Origin of the sequence: Sneathiella sp., assembly GCF_036960985.1 — a bacterium.
Taxonomy (GTDB): domain Bacteria; phylum Pseudomonadota; class Alphaproteobacteria; order Sneathiellales; family Sneathiellaceae; genus Sneathiella.
The window spans coordinates 1-19,100 of record NZ_JBALWD010000050.1 but is presented as its reverse complement, the minus strand read 5'-3'; the positions used below and the strand labels follow the sequence as shown (position 1 = coordinate 19,100).

The 19,100-nt window shown below is 48.4% G+C and carries 20 protein-coding genes and 1 tRNA gene; 2 read left to right on the top strand and 19 right to left on the bottom strand.

The window, feature by feature from the left end:
* The 15 genes from V7723_RS18865 to V7723_RS18795 form a co-directional block, all read right to left on the bottom strand.
* Positions 1–215 (bottom strand): hypothetical protein (locus V7723_RS18865; protein WP_335686050.1); only part of this gene is annotated, 215 nt, incomplete at its 3' end.
* 310 nt (positions 216–525) lie between these two features.
* Positions 526–1,227, bottom strand: a complete 702-nt coding sequence (locus V7723_RS18860; RefSeq protein ID WP_335686049.1) for a hypothetical protein — start codon at positions 1,225–1,227, stop codon at positions 526–528.
* 3 nt (positions 1,228–1,230) lie between these two features.
* Complete coding sequence (locus V7723_RS18855) at positions 1,231–1,947, bottom strand: hypothetical protein (RefSeq protein WP_335686048.1); 717 nt, start codon at positions 1,945–1,947, stop codon at positions 1,231–1,233.
* A gap of 84 nt (positions 1,948–2,031) precedes the next feature.
* Positions 2,032–2,718, bottom strand: coding sequence for a hypothetical protein (locus tag V7723_RS18850; protein ID WP_335686047.1), 687 nt, complete (start codon positions 2,716–2,718; stop codon positions 2,032–2,034).
* A gap of 343 nt (positions 2,719–3,061) precedes the next feature.
* A complete protein-coding gene (locus tag V7723_RS18845; RefSeq protein ID WP_335686046.1) occupies positions 3,062–3,826 on the bottom strand; it encodes a hypothetical protein in 765 nt (254 codons plus the stop codon).
* Positions 3,826–5,223: an HlyD family type I secretion periplasmic adaptor subunit gene (locus V7723_RS18840; protein ID WP_335686045.1), complete on the bottom strand. Its 1,398-nt coding sequence runs from the start codon at positions 5,221–5,223 to the stop codon at positions 3,826–3,828. Before V7723_RS18840 ends, V7723_RS18845 begins: the two co-directional genes overlap by 1 nt.
* Positions 5,216–7,393 carry a type I secretion system permease/ATPase gene (locus V7723_RS18835; protein ID WP_335686044.1) on the bottom strand — a complete coding sequence of 726 codons (2,178 nt, stop codon included), beginning with the start codon at positions 7,391–7,393 and terminating at the stop codon, positions 5,216–5,218. The genes V7723_RS18840 and V7723_RS18835 overlap by 8 nt, the downstream gene beginning before the upstream one ends.
* Positions 7,394–7,799: 406 nt before the next feature.
* A tRNA-Pro gene (locus V7723_RS18830) sits at positions 7,800–7,876 on the bottom strand.
* A 118-nt stretch (positions 7,877–7,994) separates the two neighbouring features.
* A complete protein-coding gene (locus V7723_RS18825) occupies positions 7,995–8,456 on the bottom strand; it encodes a MerR family transcriptional regulator (RefSeq protein ID WP_335686043.1) in 462 nt (153 codons plus the stop codon).
* A gap of 5 nt (positions 8,457–8,461) precedes the next feature.
* A complete protein-coding gene (locus V7723_RS18820) occupies positions 8,462–8,767 on the bottom strand; it encodes an integration host factor subunit alpha (protein ID WP_335686042.1) in 306 nt (101 codons plus the stop codon).
* A 183-nt stretch (positions 8,768–8,950) separates the two neighbouring features.
* Positions 8,951–9,922, bottom strand: a complete 972-nt coding sequence (locus V7723_RS18815) for a beta-ketoacyl-ACP synthase III (protein ID WP_335686041.1) — start codon at positions 9,920–9,922, stop codon at positions 8,951–8,953.
* Positions 9,923–11,083: a phosphate acyltransferase PlsX gene (gene plsX, locus V7723_RS18810; RefSeq protein ID WP_335686040.1), complete on the bottom strand. Its 1,161-nt coding sequence runs from the start codon at positions 11,081–11,083 to the stop codon at positions 9,923–9,925.
* A gap of 44 nt (positions 11,084–11,127) precedes the next feature.
* Positions 11,128–11,313, bottom strand: a complete 186-nt coding sequence (rpmF, locus tag V7723_RS18805) for a 50S ribosomal protein L32 (RefSeq protein WP_335686039.1) — start codon at positions 11,311–11,313, stop codon at positions 11,128–11,130.
* Between the two features lie 81 nt (positions 11,314–11,394).
* Positions 11,395–11,922, bottom strand: coding sequence for a YceD family protein (locus V7723_RS18800; protein WP_335686038.1), 528 nt, complete (start codon positions 11,920–11,922; stop codon positions 11,395–11,397).
* A 214-nt stretch (positions 11,923–12,136) separates the two neighbouring features.
* Positions 12,137–12,679, bottom strand: coding sequence for a ubiquinol-cytochrome C chaperone family protein (locus tag V7723_RS18795; RefSeq protein ID WP_335686037.1), 543 nt, complete (start codon positions 12,677–12,679; stop codon positions 12,137–12,139).
* 98 nt (positions 12,680–12,777) lie between these two features.
* On the opposite strand from V7723_RS18795, the gene V7723_RS18790 reads away from it, so the two are divergent.
* Positions 12,778–13,293, top strand: coding sequence for an outer membrane protein assembly factor BamE (locus V7723_RS18790; RefSeq protein ID WP_335686036.1), 516 nt, complete (start codon positions 12,778–12,780; stop codon positions 13,291–13,293).
* Positions 13,294–13,362: 69 nt separating this feature from the next.
* On the opposite strand, the gene V7723_RS18785 is transcribed toward V7723_RS18790, so the two are convergent.
* Positions 13,363–15,468, bottom strand: a complete 2,106-nt coding sequence (locus tag V7723_RS18785; protein WP_335686035.1) for a sodium-translocating pyrophosphatase — start codon at positions 15,466–15,468, stop codon at positions 13,363–13,365.
* A gap of 516 nt (positions 15,469–15,984) precedes the next feature.
* Here V7723_RS18785 and ppa point away from each other — a divergent pair.
* On the top strand, positions 15,985–16,518 hold the full coding sequence (gene ppa / locus V7723_RS18780; protein WP_335686034.1) for an inorganic diphosphatase: 534 nt from the start codon (positions 15,985–15,987) through the stop codon (positions 16,516–16,518).
* 22 nt (positions 16,519–16,540) lie between these two features.
* Here ppa and V7723_RS18775 read toward each other — a convergent pair whose 3' ends face one another.
* The 3 genes from V7723_RS18775 to V7723_RS18765 all read right to left on the bottom strand — a co-directional run.
* On the bottom strand, positions 16,541–17,731 hold the full coding sequence (locus V7723_RS18775) for an MFS transporter (protein WP_335686033.1): 1,191 nt from the start codon (positions 17,729–17,731) through the stop codon (positions 16,541–16,543).
* 119 nt (positions 17,732–17,850) lie between these two features.
* The gene (locus V7723_RS18770; RefSeq protein ID WP_335686032.1) at positions 17,851–18,411 is read right to left on the bottom strand and encodes a DUF4865 family protein; all 561 of its coding nucleotides are present in this window, start codon (positions 18,409–18,411) and stop codon (positions 17,851–17,853) included.
* 104 nt (positions 18,412–18,515) lie between these two features.
* On the bottom strand, positions 18,516–19,100 hold a 585-nt coding region (locus V7723_RS18765), incomplete at its 5' end, for a thiamine-phosphate kinase (RefSeq protein WP_335686031.1).

Genomic DNA, 19,100 nt, shown 5'->3' with positions numbered 1-19,100 from the left:
GGCGCTGCGCCCAAATGAGGGTTGCCGCCAAGACCGCTTCCGGTGGTCGCCTGCGCCGCCGCGGCGGCTTTTTCCACGGCGTCACGAGCCGCGGCTTTCATAGCCTCTTCATCGATATTGAGATTATTCTTTAAGACATTGGCCGCAGCCGAGAGCTCATCTTGCTTGTTTTTCTTTGGAGATTTTGCGGGAGATTTCCCTGGGGACTTCGACATACTGGTTCCTGACAAGACATATACAAAATCGTGCGATGGGCACGTCCAGACATCAGGATACAGGATTACAGAAAGCTTGAAAAATCATAAAAACACCCAATCAAACGCTCATAAATCCTGAGATTCGATCAATCATTAATTGTGAAATTAAATTGCTTACTTCCCCTTGAAAGAACTCCCCCCGATCGTCCGACGCTGCGCAATAAATTCCCCTTACACGCGTGGTTCTTATGCGATTATAAAACCATATCAATTCGCGTTACGCAACCCATAATATTATTTGTGTGAATTATAATATAACCAAAAGGGGTTATAATTCAGGTGCTATGGCCAGCTCCTGCCGTACGTCTTTCATAAGCTCACACGTTATGCATTCTCCACATTCATCAAAGCTGCCGTCTTCATTCCAAATTGGGCGACGACATGTCCAGCAGAGATCAAGTAAGGCGTCAGGCAAATATCTGATTTGATCGGCTTTGGAGATAACCGGCAGATGAAACAACTCAGGAGGCTCGGCAGGATGGCTACTCGCGGCACACATGGCAATTGTATGTGGAGCGCGGCCGGGCATCGGTTTTTCTTCAGCACACCAGCCACAAACCCAGCGATCAAGTGATCGCCCGTATTTTCCTTCAAAGGCTCGATTAATAATTCCGGCTTCATAAGCGACAGCGATCATATCATAGCCCATGGAAAATAAACCGCGATGATCTATAGCTGTTTCAGAATATCCAAATTCTCGATAGTTCTTTCGGCACCAGTCGACAATTTTTATACAGCTTTGCGCCTCCACCTTAAATCGTCCTTCGCCGTTCACCATATGGATGTGGTGGGCAATCACAATGTCATCCGTTTCTTTCAGTATTTTGGCAAGCACATAGACGCTATCAATTCCACCAGAAAGCATGACGAGTGTCGCAGTGGGTCGTTGTGAGCGAACTGAAATATTATTCCCGGAAATCTCAATATTTTCATTCTTTCTTGTGAAGTTCTTAATCCGGCCCTCACTCATTGTTTATTCCTCAACAGCCAATTGAAAAACATTTTCCAAGCTTGAAACAACAATCGGATTGTCCTCAGGCATCTCTGATAATTCTTTGCGAGTTGTTTTCATGATCAGGCAGGTCGGACAACGCCCACATTCTTCGAATTCGCCATCAGACCGCCAAATAGGAGTTCGGCATGTCCAGCATAAGTCCCTTAGCTCTTGCGGTAGATATTTTATCTGATCTGCTTTAGATATTATAGGCAGCCGATACAACTCGGGAGGTGGGTACGGGAAACTACTCGCCTCGCACGCCTTACGAATATGGAAGACACGATCCTCGGGTAGATCCTCTTCCTTACAAAGCCCGAAAATCCATCTGTCCACAGATTTAGAAAATTTTGAAAAGTAGGATCTTCCAATGATACCCGCTTCAAACGCAACCCCAATAACATCATATCCACGGCGGAATAAACCACGATGATCAATAGCCGACTGAGAATATCCAAATGGCCGATAATTTTTCCTACACCACTCGACAATCTTCTTGCATCTTTGATCCTCAACTTTAAATCTACCATCATTATTTATAATATGGATATGATGGACGAGAACAATATCCTCGGTCTCCTTAAGAAGCTTTGCCAGAACATAAACACTATCTACACCACCAGAAAGCATGACAATCGTCACTTTTTGCAAAGATGCAATTTTTATTTTCGAACCGTGAATTTCTAGTGAACCCATGACCTAATTTTACTTCTAAATACGACCTAACACACTTAATCTGTAGCTTCGAACTTCACTTACTCTAGAATATTGCCTGTTTGATCAGCTACCAACTGCCTTTTTTTGCATCGAATATATTGGTTGCATTATCTCACAAGAGGCGCACTTCCCGCACTCCTCCACATCTCCGTCCGGTAACATCACCGGTTGTCGACATGTCCAAGATAAACTAACAAGCTCTGGAGGCAAATACCGTGCCTCCTCCATCTTCGTTACCCGATCAAAGAAAAAAAAATTTGGTGGCTCGTAGGGAAAGCTGTTGGCGGCAACTACAGCTTTGACATGAGGTGCCCGACCTGGATACGGCTCCTCCTCCGTGCACCAGCCGGTGAGGAGTTTGCTGACGGGATAATTATTGGCCTGATAAAAGGATCGGCAGACCATCCCTGCCTCGAACGCAACGGACATGATGTCAAAGCCAAAGCCCGTGAAGCCTGTATGGTTTATGGTGGATTCAGAATAGCGGAACCTGCGGTATTTCTTTTGGCACCAGTCAACAATTTGCCGCGTGCGCGTCGCCTCTATTTCATGACGGTTTTCATTATTTATAATGTGAACATGATGCACGAGGACTATGTCGTCAGTTTCGGTCAAAATTTTGACCAGTGCATAGAGACTATCCAGGCCACTTGACAGCATCACAAGAGAAACAGGTTTTTTGGGTTTTAAAAATATCTTTCCGCCTGGTTTTTGGCGAACAGTTACCCCTGCTTTTGAATTCTTTGTCATGCCTCACATTCTTCCTCCAATAAAAACACCCCTTTACCCTCTACCATGTGATAACCGACGAATGAATTTCATTATTCTAGCGCCTAATAATTGAATAAGTTAAAGTACTGTTCCCTCGAAGTATATCGTAAAAATTGCTTTTTCATCATTCACCAATCGGTGCCCGTTCCTAGCCACTCCACCTAAAATGATTAGCAATTGTTATCCAGCGAGATCCCTTTTTCAAAGTTGGTGATGTACAACTACCTTTCACACCTACCAAGAACGAAATCGTTTTTTTTCGCAGAGAAATTTTCGACTCCTTTAAAGCATATTTTACAAAAAAAATAGTCGTCTAGAATGGTTAACCCACACTCTGTGCATTCAAAAAAAGCCGGCGTACAAATGGTCGATGGTTTTCCGCTGAAAGCTGGCATAGGCACGCGAGTTCATCGCCTCTTTGGTATCCCGGATTTCTTTTCAGAAAATATTGGACAGCTGGGCGTGGACGATCTTTCAATGGAATCTCCGCCCATTCATCTTTTAGCCGACACTTCGCGGCCGCGAACTTAACGACGCCCGAATTTGCACAATAGTTTTGCTTGTACTTGTCTGCAGCCAGGAAATGCAGCAATTTCTGATCCATTTCATTCGTATCTAGATTATAAGCTGGATAAAAGTTTTTGTAGAAAGCTTGCAGATAACGATAAGTTCGGTGACCCTTTACAATAAGGAACCAGTATAACTTTTCCGTATTCATGTTGCGACTAGTAACACCGGTAAACCGCATCCATTCATAATTTAGTGCCTGTTGCCCCCAATGATGATGATCAACGATGGTATCACCAGAGAAAATGACTGTGTAGCGCTCATTTTCAAACGCAAATTCACTAATTTCCTGGGTTGAAAACCCTTGGATAGATCCTGTCCCATCGCGGAGTATGATTGCACCACTTTTCACTTTGAAATCTTCACTAAATTCTTCAAGCGACGTGCCGTCGTAGTATCGAGAAAACAAGGAATACATCGCGAAAAAATCGTCTGGTTCAATGCTCTGCAGCGTCTGATAAGAAGCCTTAAGCTGGCTGGATGCAACGTAATCTGAGGATTGGGCGATTTGCATATCCATCACCTTTCCCTCAACGCTTCGGCTTTATATCGCAGCAGCGGCGTCAGGATATATTCAAGGACCCGACGGTTGCCAGTTTTAACCTCGACAGTGGTCGCCATACCGGCGGTAATGTTGACCATTTTATCCTGCACCTGGATTGCGGCAGCGTTCATTTCAATGCGAGCATCATAAACCAGACCGAGCTGTTCATCGGCAATGGCATCACCCGAGATATGCAGAACTCTGCCATTTATCACCCCATATTTAGTATAGGGGAAGGCCTCCAGCTTAATCTCGGCGTTTTGCCCAACCTTGACAAAGCCGATGTCACGGTTGAGGATTTTGACCTCTACCTCGAGCTTGCTATCCTTGGGGACAATGACCATTAATGGCTTCGCTGCCTCGACCACCCCGCCCACTGTATGGATGGATAGTTGCTGGACCGTACCAGCCACTGGCGCGGTGAGTTTACGGAGAGAACTGCGGCGCTCCGCCTTCAAAAGCTCTTGCGTGACCGCCTTCAATTGACGCTCCGATTCCACCAGTTCATCCAGCCGGTTTGAGCGGATCTCTGCCTCTTCACGTGCCAATTCATGTACACTCGCCTTGATAGCAGAGCGCGATTCATGGATGCCCGCGAGCTCAGTAGCGATATCCTGCTCAGATTCAACTTGGACTTGTTGTAGCTCCAGCAACCGGAGTTTAGAGGCAAAGCCTTTTTTCTCCAAAGTGGCAATGGCCTCCACCTGCTGCTCAATATAAGGCAAGGTGGTGCGTAATTTTTCAATACGCGCCTCCGCCACACGGAGCTGCGCCTTTAGCCGAGCGCCCTCTTGCCTGTAGTAACTGATGCGGGTCTTGTCTTCGGTGATCTCGTTATCAATGCGGCGACGCTGCAAAGAGATCTGTGCTGGCGTTGCGCCTTCTGGTGGCACAAATAATTTTGCCGGTTCGCTTTTCGGATTGAGCAGTGCGATAAGCCGCGCAATTTCAAGGGCGGCTGTCATACGCTCCTGATGAAGCCGATCCAGATCGGCGCTACTATCTGTCGGATCAAGCTCAATTAAGATATCGCCTTTGCCGACGGATTGACCGTTGCGCACATAAATGGCGCGAACGACGCCGATTTCCGAAGATTGGATATATTTGACATAGTCTGTGGGGATCACCTTACCGCTGGCCGAGGCGACGACATCGATTTTGCCAAACCACGCCCACAAGGCTGCGATCAAAAGAAAGGCGCCAATACTAATCATAACCGTGCGCCCTACCGGAGAGGCCGGTGTCTCCATCACCTCAATCACCGCAGGCAGGAACTCATAATCCTGTCGCTGGCGCTTTATCTTGACGCGGGCATCATCTGCCTTCTTGGCTTCGCGCCAGACCGTCGCGATGCGTCTCAGTCCCTCAAACATCGTTGAGACCCCCCAGCTGCTTGTCATAGAGGTGGCGGAACAATCCTTTTTGCTTCAGCAATTCTTTTGGTGGCCCGTCCTCGACGATGCGGCCATTATCCATGGAGATAATTCGATCCGCTATTCGTAAAGCGGACATGCGATGGGCAATAATAAAGGTGGTGCGCCCCTTAACGATATGGGCCATGTTCTGCTGGATCAGTTCTTCACTTTCAGCATCGAGCGCACTGGTTGCCTCATCGAAGATCAGGATACGCGGCGAGGTGACAAGCGCCCGCGCAATCGCAATACGCTGACGCTGCCCGCCAGAAAGATTAAGGCCCCGCTCCTCAATCTCACTATCATAGCCTTCATTCAGCTCCAGGATAAAGTCATGAGCGCCCGCAAGCTTCGCCGCAGCAATCACCCGCTCCATAGGGATGGTCGGATCACTCAAGGCAATATTATCCCGAACCGAGCGGCTGAAGAGCACACTCTCCTGCGGGACCACACCGACTTGCCGTCGCAGCCAGCTGGGATCGACCATGGCGACGTCAGTGCCATCCACCAGCACCCGGCCACGCTCCGGCACGTAAAGCCGCTGTAAAAGCTTGGCGAGAGTACTTTTGCCCGAACCAGATCGTCCGACAATACCAATGACTTCCCCTGCTTCAACTTTCAGCGAAAGATCTGCAACAATTTCTGGGCCATCATGACGATAACGAAAGCCCACATGATCAAATTCGATTTTCCCCGCGATACCGGGAAGCTGTACGCGACCCGGTCGATACGTCGGCTCCGCCGGAGTGTTGATAATATCCCCTAGCCGCTCCACAGAGACGCGCACCTGCTGAAAATCCTGCCACATCTGGGAAAGGCGCAAGATCGGTTGGGTCAGGCGATTGGCCAGCATGTTAAAGGCAATAAATTGCCCCACCGTGATATCGCCATTGATTACCGCTTGCGCGCCGAACCACAAGGTGAGCGCGGTTGTCACCTTATTGACCAGATGGATACCCTGACTACCGATATTAGCGAGAAAATTAACCCGGAACCCCGCGCCCACATAGCCCGCCAGCTGCTCTTCCCAGCGGCGCTGCATTTGCGGCTCAACCGCCATGGATTTGACCGTCTCCACCCCAGTAACACTTTCCACAAGAAAAGCCTGGTTTTCGGCACCCCGACTGAATTTCTCCAGCAACCGCTTTCGCAAAATCGGCGTTACGGCCAACGTGATAGCAAGGTAAAACGGGAAAGACGCCAGCACGACATAGGTCAATATGGGTGAGTAGTAATACATCACGGCCAAAAAGACGAAGGCAAACAACAGATCCATGACCAGCGTCAAAGCTTGCCCCGTGAGGAACTCTCGGATGCTTTCCAGCTCACGAACCCGCGCTACGGTCAATCCAACCCGACGTGTCTGAAAGTACGCGATCGGGAGCGCCAATACATGCCTGAACAACTTCGCACCCAGCTCCACATCGATCCGGTTTGTGGTATGGGCAAGCACATAGGTGCGCAGCGTCGTCAATATAACTTCAAACACGGTCACGGCAATCAAGCCAAAGACCAGCACATCCAAAGTCGTCAGCGCTTTATGCACCAGCACTTTGTCAATAATAACCTGGAAGAACAAGGGCGTGATCAATGCGAAAAGCTGGATAAAGAAGGAGGCGATCAGCACCTCCATCAACAACCGACGAAAGCGTACGACAGAGGGGATAAACCAGGTGAAGTCAAAGCGCCGGTTCTCGCCGGCTTCGCGCGCCCGCGTGGTCAGCAGGATTAGTCGGCCTGACCAGACTGCTTCAAACTCCGCGCGACTTAAAGTAGAAGGACGGCCTTGGTGTGGATCCTGAATGAGCACTTCACCCTCACCTACCTTACCGAGAATAACGTATTCACCTTGTTTATTCTCTGCGATGGCCGGCAGATGCAGCTTCGAAAGTCGTGCCCATTTGGTTGATATTACCCGGGCTTTCACCTCCATATGCTTAGCACAGCGTAAAATATCGTTTGATGTCAGTGAATTACCGGAATTAGAGTATTGATGACGGATCTGTTCCGGATCAACGGCGATACCCAAAAACTTCAGCATCAGCACCAAACTTGCCAGGCCCGTATCAAGGCCAGGAGTAGCGTCTACGCCCGCTATATGCGCATCTCCTGCTCCCAATAATTCCGTCATACATCCCCACTCAACAATATAATAAGGAGAATTAGTAGAATGGAGATACTCTTAGCGTCAAGGACATAACTTAAAAAATAGCAGTAATAACGAACATTCTTTGATCAAACCGCTTTTGCGTTCGGGCAGTTAAAGAAATTTTCGATACAAATTCGGTAAAATTCAGCCAGCTTATATTTCTCCAGAGTTCTTACTTATCCCTAAGACTTTCTTTTAAGCCGATACGCGCAAGATTAGTCTTTTCCCGGCTAGAATGGGTCCGACTAGCTAGAAAATCAATTGCGTCCAAAAGTGAAGCTGCACCTGAATATCAAATCGCTAACAAAAAACCGGGAAATGCTCAAATAATCGTTGAAAACCTGCCAATAAAAAGCCCTGACTTCCGCAGAAATCAAGGCTTTTATTTTGGTCGGGCAGGCGAGATTCGAACTCACGACCCCTTCACCCCCAGTGAAGTGCGCTACCAGGCTGCGCTACTGCCCGACAAGGTAACATCTGGCTTTCGGAGGCGCACTATACTGGCCTGTCGCCTCAATGGCAACGTCCGTTATACAACGCTCTTCACTTTTTTCTATTAGCAGAAAAGGATCTCTATTCCAGCTCAGCCGAGCATTTTTCTCATGCCCTGGAGGTCACTGAGAATTGCGCGAAGTTTTCCCCGACTGTCGTCCGGCACACCACTGCTTGAACCTTGGTTTGTTTCCGCCGCGCGTGCCAGAGCTGGATTCGCGTCCTGGCGCGCCGCGGTGACCATCGCATCAACATTTCCGCCGGACGTCATTTTGCTCCCCTGCTCTTTCAGCAGTTTTTGCGCGCCCTTGATCGTATACCCATTTTTGTAAAGTAGATCCCGGATGCCCCGGATTAATTCTACATCAGAAGGCCGGTAATACCGCCTACCGCCACCCCTTTTCAGAGGTTTAACGATTTTAAATTTGGTTTCCCAGAATCGCAACACATGTTGCGGTACATCAAGCTCGGCAGAAACCTCACTAATCGTACGAAAGGCATCCGGCGACTTTTGCACCTTCTTCGCGTCAGAATTTCCTTGCCCTGAGGCCATATAGATCAGTCCTCGCGGTTGCCGTTATTAATTTTATCTTTCAGGACATGCGATGCCCTGAAGACGAGGACCCGGCGCGGATTAATAGGTACTTCTTCACCGGTTTTCGGATTGCGTCCGACCCGACCGTTCTTCTGGCGAACCTGAAGACTGCCAAAGGAAGAAATTTTAACGGTTTCACCGCCCACTAATCGATTAGAGATTTCTGCGAGCACGGCTTCTACGTGATCGGAGGACTCATTGCGCGAAAGTCCGACTTGCTGATACACAGCTTCTGCCAAATTTGCTCTGGTCAATGTATTTTTTGTCATGATACCACCCTGTTACTCCCAATTAAGAACTAACACAGGCTGTCTTTGCGTCAATAATAAAGGAGTAAATACTAACAGTTGTGGCCATAAAATGCGGTTTTTCGCAATAAAACACTGTAACTAGTTGAAATCGATGAGGCTTTCATCCGCCAAATCCAACAAGATTGGGAAGAGATTCGCGTTTTACCAGCGAACCAACGCGGAACCCCAAGTAAATCCGCCGCCCATAGCTTCCAACAACAGGATTTGTCCCCGCTGCACCCGGCCATCCCGAACAGCTTCATCCAGGGCAAGCGGAACAGATGCAGCGGAAGTATTCCCATGTTTATCAACAGTTACAACAACTTTATCAGATGAGAGTTTAAGTTTACGTCCCGTGCCATCAATAATTCTTTTATTTGCTTGATGGGGAATAAGCCAGTCAATATCGTCGGTCGACAGACCAGTTGCCGCCAAAGCTTCGACAACTACGCTTGCCAGATTTGTGACGGCATGGCGGAAGACTTCCTTCCCTTCCATACGAAGGAATCCAGTTGATTGGGTTGAAGACGGGCCGCCATCAACATACAAGAGGTCATGCTTCTCGCCATCTGAATGAAGGTGGCTGGTCAGAATACCGCGATCATCCGATGTTCCTTTACCTTCTTCGGCTTCCAGAATTACCGCGCCGGCTCCATCCGCGAAAAGCACGCAGGTGGTCCGGTCTGTCCAGTCGATGATACGGGAGAAGGTTTCTGCGCCGATGACCAAAGCGCGATTCGCCTGGCCAGACTTTACAAAATTATCGGCTGTCGCCAGGGCATACAAAAAGCCTGTACAAACAGCCTGAATATCGAAAGCAAAGCCGCCTGTCATGCCAAGGTTCTTTTGCACAACTGTTGCGGTTGCCGGGAAGGTTTCGTCAGGTGTTGCTGTTGCCAGAACGATCAAATCAATATCATTCGCGGTCAGACCAGCCATATCCAATGCCGCCCGTGCGGCATGTGTCGCAAGATCAGAAGTAAGTTCACCGTCGGCTGCAATGTGCCGCTGCTTGATTCCTGAGCGCGATACAATCCATTCGTCGGTGGTATCGACCATTTTAGCAAGTTCGGTGTTGGTCAGAATACGTTCTGGTAAATAAGAGCCTGTGGCGGTAATCACTGAGCGGCGCATTTAATTCCCATTCTGTCCGGCGTCTTCAAGCGCGCCGGCGGATTTTCCCACTTTAGGTTCAGCCGGGGAGGCCGTACCATTATTAGATGTCTCATTTTCGGCTTCATCGTCCGATGCCGCCGCATTGTTACTCATTTGTGCCGCCATATCAAACTTTTCAAAATGGTCTTTCATTTTGACGATCATGTCATCTGAAACCATTTCAATGGCAACACCGATCGCGTTTGCAAATCCGGTTTCATCTGTACCGCCATGGCTTTTCACGCAAATACCATTCAGGCCGAGAAGCACACCACCATTATATGCACGCGGGTCCAGCCTTTCTTTAAGGATATTTAGGCCGCCACGAGAAAACAGATAGCCAATTTTTGCCATGAGCGAACTTGAAAATCCTGCACGGAGAAAATCCGAGAACATACGAACCACGCCCTCTGCCGTCTTCAAAGCCACATTTCCAGTAAAACCATCTGTCACGATGACATCTACGGTGCCCCGCGTAATATCGTCGCCTTCAACAAATCCCTGATAGACGAAAGGGGGATTCTCAATCGCTTTAAGCCGATCTCCCGCTTCCTTGACAGTGTCATTGCCCTTAAGCTCTTCAATGCCAACATTGAGCAGCCCGATGCGCGGCGGTACACGTCCGAGAACAGCTCGAGCGAAATCAGCGCCCATAAAGGCAAATTGAACCAGATTGTCTGCGTCACATTCGACGTTTGCTCCAAGATCGAGCATAACCGTCTCGCCTCGTGGTGAGGGAAACACCGAGGCGATCGCCGGGCGGTCAATCCCTTGCATCATGCGAAGCGAGAATTTTGCCATTGCCATCAAGGCGCCAGTATTACCCGCAGAAACAATTGCACCCGCCTCGCCGTCACGGACAGAATCAATGGCGAGCCGCATACTGCTCTTCCGCCCCTTGCGGAGCGCCTGACTTGGTTTGTCTTCAGATTTAATAGCCTGATCCGTATGCCGTAGCTCACAGATTTTAGCCACGCCCGGATACTCTTTAAGTAGTGGCGCGAGCCCTACTTCATCACCGAATAACAAAAACCGGGCTTGTGGAAAACGGATACGAATGAGATCAACACCTTTAACGACGATGTCCGGGGCATAATCCCCGCCCATCGCATCAAGGGCAATGACAATATTCTCACTCATTTACTATTCCTGTTTCCTGCCACGGAATATCAGCTAATTATCGACTAAAGAGTTTCGCTAGTTTCTAGGACTTCCCGATCGCCATAATGACCGCATGCGCTACAAATGTGATGCGAACGTTTTAGCTCACCACAATTTTGGCATTCCTGCGCTTGCGTGGACGATAGCGAATCATGTGCGCGGCGCATGTTACGTTTTGATGGGGTGGTTTTTCTCTTTGGTACTGCCATTTTCTTAGTCTCTCACTCAGTCAACCTCAATAGAGGTGAATATTAAATTCCGTAGAAATGATATAATTTAGAACACTCATATCATTTCTTGTTCATCAAGTCCCTTAAATTTGCAAAAGGTCTGTGAACCTCTTGCACCGCCTCTGTTTCAGTCTCGCCGGCGTCTTTTGTATTCTTCACTGGAGTGTCGTTTTCCTTACGTGGATACGAGTCCAGGGCCAAGGCAATTTGCTCGGCCACAATATCTATTGCATCGATTTGCCCATTGACGATCAATTCAGGCAAATCCTCTTCATTCATACCAACGACATAGTCAACTTCGTCAGACACTACATCTTCTTTGGCGAAGGTATAGTACACCGTGAATTCAACTTCAATAGCCTGGGGCACAGGCTCAAGCGTCACCACACAAGCTTGTACTGCTTGTGCTTTCAACACCGCGGATACTTCTATTTTGTCTGTCTTCTTTTGCCGCCTCAAAACGCCTGACATTACAACGCCAAACAAACCAATGATCCCAAGACCATCAGCCAATGATTTGCATTCTTCTTCCGTTGCCTGAATGTTGATATTGATGGGATCGCGTCCCAATCCTTCAACATTAATCAACCGAGAGGACTCCACCCCGGTCTTTGACATGGCAAGATACCCTTTCAACAATTAAGACCGCTTGCGATCTTTCCTGATCCGGCACCCCGGCATACGATTCGAAGGCCGGAAAATACTGTTTTCAATCGATCCGGTCAATTGATTTTTCTAGAACTCCAAATCACTCATTTATCTATATCAAGCTGACAAAGAAAATTCGGTGCCGGGGATCACATTATTTCTCGTCCAAGACCCCGAAAACAGCCTTTCCTGACATAAATTCCTCCGCACTTTGCTTTTCAAGCAAAGCATCTGAAGATCGAACATAAGCTGCCATTCGCTCGACTGCCTCTGTGGTTACATCCTCAAAGGTGCCGTAATGGTTCCGACGTAAGGCCTCTTCCAGCGTTTCTTCGCCGCCATCAAGGGCCAATTCATACGCAACTACTCTACCGTAAAAAACTTTCGCCATCTGTTTGATGCGCTTACCAACACTCAGGTCACCTACTCCGATTTCCCGAAGCGATTGATCCATATCAGCGAACATTTGGTCAAAAACATTTTGAGAGAGCTTTTTTTCAGCCTCCCCCTTGCCTTTCAAGTGCTTCATGACCAGAAACGCGTGTAAGGAGATCATTTCATATCGGCCATCAATGGTATCCGGCACCGCTGCGGCCTGATAAAAGGCGGGTTGGCGGGCTTGTGCCACAATTGCCGCATATAGATCACTTGCGGCCTGATCGATAGGATCACGCCGAAATAGATTACCAAAGACCATTATTTTACTCCCGGCTAACTTTGACGGCACGGGCATTTTTTGTCAAAATGCACGTAGCGATGAAGAAAAATTGACTTTTGCTGGATGACAAGCCATTTATGAGCCATGAATTAAGCATTAAGTTGGTGTTCGTCAACTCAAAGCCGCATTATGATAAAGGTACTATGATTAAACTCAGAACAGGACTTTATATCGCCCTGACAGGGATTACCCTTTCAGCTTGTTCGCCCATCGAAACGGATCAGGGTTATCGGGTAGATCCCGAGCAGCTGGCACAAATTGAAACGGGTATTACCAATAAGGATGGGGTCACGCAGTTGATGGGCTCTCCGTCCAGCATCGCAACCTTTCAAACCGAGGGCGATGCCTGGTACTATATCAGCAGTAAAACCGAGCATCTGGCTTTCCTTCCAAAAGAAGTCGTTTCCCGCGACGTCATTATCGTCAAGTTCGATATCAATGATGTGGTCGCCGAGATCGAAGATCACGGGAAAGATCAAGGGACTGAAGTTGAAATGGTGGAACGAACCACACCGACAGGAGGCCGTAAACTCGGTTTCTTCGAACAGATCTTCGGGAATCTAGGCCGTTTCAATACTGATGGTGACCAATAAATCCCAATAAAAAAAAGCCCCCGAACAAATCGGGGGCTTTCTATTTACCTTTATTGAAAAGCGTCGTGCTTAGTGCGCCATAACCGCCAGCAAGAGCAATGCAATAATATTGGTGATCTTAATCATCGGATTAACCGCCGGACCCGCCGTATCTTTGTACGGGTCACCAACAGTATCGCCGGTAACGGCTGCGGCATGGGCATCAGTTCCCTTACCACCGTGATTACCGTCTTCGATGTATTTCTTGGCATTATCCCAGGCACCGCCCCCTGCTGTCATGGAAACAGCAACAAACAGACCTGTTATGATGACACCTAGAAGCATCGCACCTAATGTTGCAAAGGCTGCTGACTTGCCCGCGATGAACATCATCACAAAGAAGACAACAATTGGCGCCAGCAACGGCAACAAGGACGGAATAATCATTTCCTTGATCGCTGCTTTAGTCAGCAGGTCAACCGCCCGACCGTAATCAGGTTTGGCTGTGCCTTCCATAATACCCGGGATTTCCTTGAACTGGCGGCGCACTTCCCGCACCACCGAGCCCGCAGCCCGACCAACAGCCATCATACCCATAGCACCGAAAAGATACGGCAACATGCCACCGAGGATCAAGCCAACCACGATATACGGGTTTTGCAGGCTGAAATCGAGAGTGACGCCCTGGAAGAACGCAAACTGCGTTGCCGTTGCATTCTTGATAAAGTACGCCAGATCTTCCGTATAAGCCGCGAACAAAACCAACGCACCAAGACCAGCGGAACCAATGGCATAGCCCTTGGTCACAGCTTTTGTTGTATTGCCAACGGCATCGAGAGCGTCTGTTGTCTTGCGGACTTCTTCGTCCATTTCCGCCATTTCAGCAATACCACCGGCATTATCTGTTACCGGACCGTAGGCATCAAGAGCAACGATCATTCCAGCAAGTGCCAGCATGGTTGTCACCGCAATAGCGATACCAAACAGCGCTGCCAAATTGTAAGAAACAATAATACCCGCGCAAATAATGATGGCAGGAACTGCTGTTGCTTCCATGGAAACCGCAAGTCCTTGAATAACGTTCGTACCGTGACCGGTTTCGGACGCTGCCGCGATGCTGCGCACTGGGCGATACTCAGTGGAAGTGTAGTATTCCGTGATCCAGATCAAAAGACCTGTCACAACCAGCCCAACAAGACCGCAGAAGAACAGGCTCATGCCCGTAAATTCTTTGTCACCAATGTTGTAAACCGTATCCATACCAATGGTCATGTCCGTTACGGGCCACAGCGCGATGGCAGATAAAACTGTCGAAACAAGGAAGCCTTTATACAAAGCACCCATGATGTTGTTGCTGGAGCCCAGCTTGACGAAGAATGTTCCAATGATGGACGTCAGGATACAGACCGCCCCGATCATCAACGGATAGCTCATCAATACCGCATCGCCGGCAAAGTAAATGGAGCCCAGAACCATGGTCGCGACGATCGTCACGGCATAGGTTTCAAACAGATCCGCAGCCATACCAGCACAGTCACCGACGTTATCACCAACATTGTCGGCAATAACCGCAGGGTTGCGAGGATCATCTTCCGGAATACCGACTTCGACTTTACCGACCAGATCAGCGCCCACATCCGCACCTTTGGTGAAGATACCGCCGCCGAGACGAGCAAAGATTGAAATCAGGGACGCTCCCAAGCTCAAGGCAATAAGACTGTCGATAAGGTCACGACCTTCAACACCTGAGGCGAGGAGGAAAGAGTAATAGCCAGCGACCGCCAGCAATGCCAAACCAACAACCAGCATACCGGTTACCGCGCCTGCTTTAAAAGAGACATCCAGTCCTTCTTTCAGGCTTTTAGAGGCGGCTTGTGCTGTGCGAACATTTGCGCGTACGGATACATGCATACCAATAAAACCGGCGAGGCCGGATAAAATGGCTCCGATCAGGAAACCGATTGCGACCTTAAGTCCCAAAAGAAAGAACAAAATAATAAAGATAACAACGCCGACCACACCAATTGTCATATATTGACGGGTCAGGTAAGCGGTCGCTCCCTCTTGAATTGCAGCAGCAATCTCCTGCATTCTTGCCGTACCGGCATCACTTGATAGAACCGATCGTCCTGCATACACACCATAACCCAAGGCTATGAATCCGCAGATAATCGGTATCCATAATTCTACTGACATTATTTCAATCCCATTAATTCGAAAAAAGGCCACCAATTCGATAGCCTCGCTAATTTGTTATAGTCCCTCTTAACGAAGTCCCCTCTTATTCGCCTTCATTTAAACACAAAAGACTTTATCGCGGCGCACAATGCCAGATAAACAACGGCTTCGCAAGCCATTGTGCACCCAGATTTCCGCCGTTTACGCACCAACAACCAAAAGTTAAATGCCAAATGGTCGTTTGTTCGGCCAGTCGACATCCGAAAAAGCAAGAATCTACTTTTCCAAACGAAAACAAATAATTAAAAATGAAATATATATTAGCCTGACGTGGGCACAAAAGACCGAAAACCAGTTTTTTATAATATTAGTCAATTTTTAATTGGAATTTTATTCAAAATAATCGCTAAACCAGCACGCAAGGCACGTTAAAAACCCAATTTACCGAAACTCTTCTGTTTTATTTAATCGTTATTGGCTTATTCCTCCGATTCATGCTATCCGAGCGCCAGAGAATTCCAGGAGAGAATGACAATGAATTTAGACAAGATTTCAGCCGGCAAAGATATCCCGTGGGACGTGAATGTCGTCATTGAAATTCCATTGGGTGGCGTGCCCGTCAAGTATGAAGTGGACAAAGAGAGCGGCGCCATGTTCGTGGATCGTTTTCTTCACACCGCCATGTTCTATCCGTGCAATTATGGGTTCATTCCTCATACGTTGGCGGACGATGGCGATCCAACAGATATGCTTGTTGCCGGTCCAATACCCGTGATCCCCGGCGCGGTCATCCGCGCCCGCCCCGTCGGCGTGCTAATTATGGAAGATGAAGCCGGGCAGGACGAAAAAATTCTGGGTGTGCCAGTCGATGCCCTTCACCCGTATTATTCCAACATCGATAACTACACAGATTTGCGAGATGTCCTGCTGGACCAGATTTCACATTTTTTCGAACATTATAAAGATCTGGAAGCAGACAAATGGGTCAATATTGTTCGTTGGGGTGATGCTGAGGAAGCGGCCGCAATGATCCAAAAATCGCTCGTGGACGGTGCAAAGATAGGCTGAAGGGAATAAGGACAGGCGGCGTTTACGCCGCTGTCCGCATGCGCTTAAACATGGGCATGTTCCATAATGTCAGAACCATGACCAGTCCGAGTAACGGCAGTGCGCCAAGATTGACGACAATCCATCCGAAATGCTCTTGCAGCTGACCTGAGGCAAGGGAAGCCGTCGCCACGGTTCCGAAAACCAAAAAATCGTTCATCCCCTGCACCTTGCTGGTTTCGGAAGGCTTATAGGTCGTTGTGACAAGCGTTGTACCGCCGATAAACATGAAATTCCACGATAAGCCCAACAGCACAAGTGCGACGTAGAAATTCATAAGCTCCAGCCCCATTAACGCAACCATTACACTGGCCATACCGAGCAAGGCGCCAACAAAAATAATTTTGTATTCACCAAAGCGCGAGATCAGGGAACCGGTAAAAAAGCTTGGTCCGTACATAGCAACCACATGCCAGCTGATCACATTGAAGGAATCGCTGTGCTGATGACCACAGCCAACCATGGCAAGCGGTGTTGCCGTCATTACCAAGCTCATCACGCCAAATCCGATCATTGCACTGAGAACCGCTACAATAAAAGTGGGTTGCTTGATAATTTCCAGCAACGGGCGTTGCTCGCCTGAAGCTTGGTGAACGGACATTTTGGGTATGGAGACAAAACTGATGAGCAACATGGCCAAGATACCAAGAACAATAATTGCCAGATAGGGACCAAGATACGTGTAGGGTAAAAACAGATCCTTGCTGTGGCTGGCAATTTGCGGCCCCAGAAAACCAGCTATCAACCCGCCCGCCAGAACATACGAGACAGCCTTGCTCCGATTTTTGATCCCGGCCACATCAACCGCCGCAAATCGATAATAATTCCCGAAAGCCGTATACATGCCGACAAACATGGCGCCAAACGCAAAACCCCAGAAATTGCCGATATAAATGGAATAGCTACAAATAGCTGCACCGACGATCCCAAGAAAAGCACCACAGAGAAAGCCTGCCTTACGGCCGACCTGCCGCATAAATAAAGAGGCCGGGATCGTCATCAAGGCGGTTCCGGTAACAACCGCTGTCACCGGCACGGTTGCCAGGGATTTATCATCTCCCAAAAGAAGTAGACTGACGAGTGCTGCAGAGCTGATCATGATGGACGTGGTGCTGTTCATCAGCGCCTGACATCCTGACATCAGCAAAATACTCAGTTTCGTGCGGCCGTCCATTTCGACTTGTTCCTTTGGCTTTTATAATTATTTAGGAATTGGGGCGTCGTGCGGAAAGATTTCGCGTTTCTTATAACACTTCGTCAGGTCCTTCTTCCACAAAATAACGTGAGAACAGTTTAGGCAACACCAAGAAATTCGTGGTTCATTTTCAGCACATCATATTGCGTGACACAATCTGCATTCACCGCAACTGCATTATCCCGATTTTGCCAGAACCCAAAATGCCCAATTTCCCATCGATCAGGATCTAACAGGACCATATTCGCATAAAGTCCCGCTTTACCAAGCTGCGCCTGATGCTCAAGTTTCTCATCTTTCATAATATCGGTCAGCGGCTTTTGCGAACCGGCCTTATCAAAACTGGTATAGAGAAATGTCGGCTCGTCTTTACAGGCGCCTTTATCAAATTCGATAATTTGCCAACTGCGAACGCGTGGACGACCAAAGGCTTCGATTACACCGTTAAATAAATTATGGAGAAGAAAGTCCTGCGCGCTTTGGGTGTTTTCCCAAATATAGAAAGGCGCATAAATGTGCTCTTCCGGATCATACAGGTAGAATTTATGCTTGAGACCCGGGAATCCGTCGAACAAAGGACTGCGCGTCGACACATGTTTGTAAACCTGGTCGATGTCGAATTCCCGCGGCAAACGGACTGAATACTGCATTGCCAGCATGTAGCGCTCCCAAACAACAACTTTATTTTGTGGAATATTTCAAAAAAAGCCGTCATTGGCAAACGCAAGAAACGCATAGCTATTATGCATTTAGGTCAATTTTGCTAAAAATGACGCCAACCGGTCACTGATGTCGCCATTTCAGTACCGTTTCTAAAGGCGCGGACACCGCTCCCCGGCTCTACTCTGCCAATACACGTAAGTTCGGTTTGTGTTTGTGACGACAGTTCTGGCAGCTGATCTTCGTAATCCGGCGGGATTGTGAATGCCAGTTCATAATCATCGCCGCCCGTCAAAAGTATCGTCAACAGCTCCGTATTATTTTGAAGCGCCACAGTCGCAGCGCGAGAAAAAGGTACTTTATCGACGTCGAAGCTGACGGCAACTGAAGACGCGTCACTTATATGCCCAATATCGGCCATCAGCCCATCCGAAATATCGATACAGCTGCTGGCGAGATCTCGTAACTCAGTACCAAGAGCCATTCTCGGTTGCGGAAGATGATAGCGATCCGCCAGAAAGGAAAGATCTTTCGGATCCAGGAAATCTAGCTCTCCACGAAGCACCTTCAAACCAAGTGCTCCATCACCGATAGTCCCCGAAACAACCAAGAGGTCACCTGCTTGCGCCCCGTTGCGCCGTAGCGTTTTTCCGTCGGGAATACTACCAATGGCCGTCAAAGAAAGACA

Coding starts and splice junctions, on each gene's coding strand:
- V7723_RS18815 (WP_335686041.1), bottom strand. CDS start 9,922: ATGCGCCGCTCAGTGATTACCGCCACAGGCTCTTATTTACCAGAACGT.
- V7723_RS18825 (WP_335686043.1), bottom strand. CDS start 8,456: ATGGCCTCAGGGCAAGGAAATTCTGACGCGAAGAAGGTGCAAAAGTCG.
- V7723_RS18835 (WP_335686044.1), bottom strand. CDS start 7,393: ATGACGGAATTATTGGGAGCAGGAGATGCGCATATAGCGGGCGTAGAC.
- V7723_RS18785 (WP_335686035.1), bottom strand. CDS start 15,468: ATGTCAGTAGAATTATGGATACCGATTATCTGCGGATTCATAGCCTTG.
- V7723_RS18795 (WP_335686037.1), bottom strand. CDS start 12,679: ATGGTCTTTGGTAATCTATTTCGGCGTGATCCTATCGATCAGGCCGCA.
- ppa (WP_335686034.1), top strand. CDS start 15,985: ATGAATTTAGACAAGATTTCAGCCGGCAAAGATATCCCGTGGGACGTG.
- V7723_RS18850 (WP_335686047.1), bottom strand. CDS start 2,718: ATGACAAAGAATTCAAAAGCAGGGGTAACTGTTCGCCAAAAACCAGGC.
- V7723_RS18770 (WP_335686032.1), bottom strand. CDS start 18,411: ATGCTGGCAATGCAGTATTCAGTCCGTTTGCCGCGGGAATTCGACATC.
- V7723_RS18790 (WP_335686036.1), top strand. CDS start 12,778: ATGAGCCATGAATTAAGCATTAAGTTGGTGTTCGTCAACTCAAAGCCG.
- rpmF (WP_335686039.1), bottom strand. CDS start 11,313: ATGGCAGTACCAAAGAGAAAAACCACCCCATCAAAACGTAACATGCGC.
- V7723_RS18845 (WP_335686046.1), bottom strand. CDS start 3,826: ATGGATATGCAAATCGCCCAATCCTCAGATTACGTTGCATCCAGCCAG.
- V7723_RS18820 (WP_335686042.1), bottom strand. CDS start 8,767: ATGACAAAAAATACATTGACCAGAGCAAATTTGGCAGAAGCTGTGTAT.
- V7723_RS18840 (WP_335686045.1), bottom strand. CDS start 5,223: ATGTTTGAGGGACTGAGACGCATCGCGACGGTCTGGCGCGAAGCCAAG.
- plsX (WP_335686040.1), bottom strand. CDS start 11,083: ATGAGTGAGAATATTGTCATTGCCCTTGATGCGATGGGCGGGGATTAT.
- V7723_RS18860 (WP_335686049.1), bottom strand. CDS start 1,227: ATGAGTGAGGGCCGGATTAAGAACTTCACAAGAAAGAATGAAAATATT.
- V7723_RS18855 (WP_335686048.1), bottom strand. CDS start 1,947: ATGGGTTCACTAGAAATTCACGGTTCGAAAATAAAAATTGCATCTTTG.
- V7723_RS18775 (WP_335686033.1), bottom strand. CDS start 17,731: ATGGACGGCCGCACGAAACTGAGTATTTTGCTGATGTCAGGATGTCAG.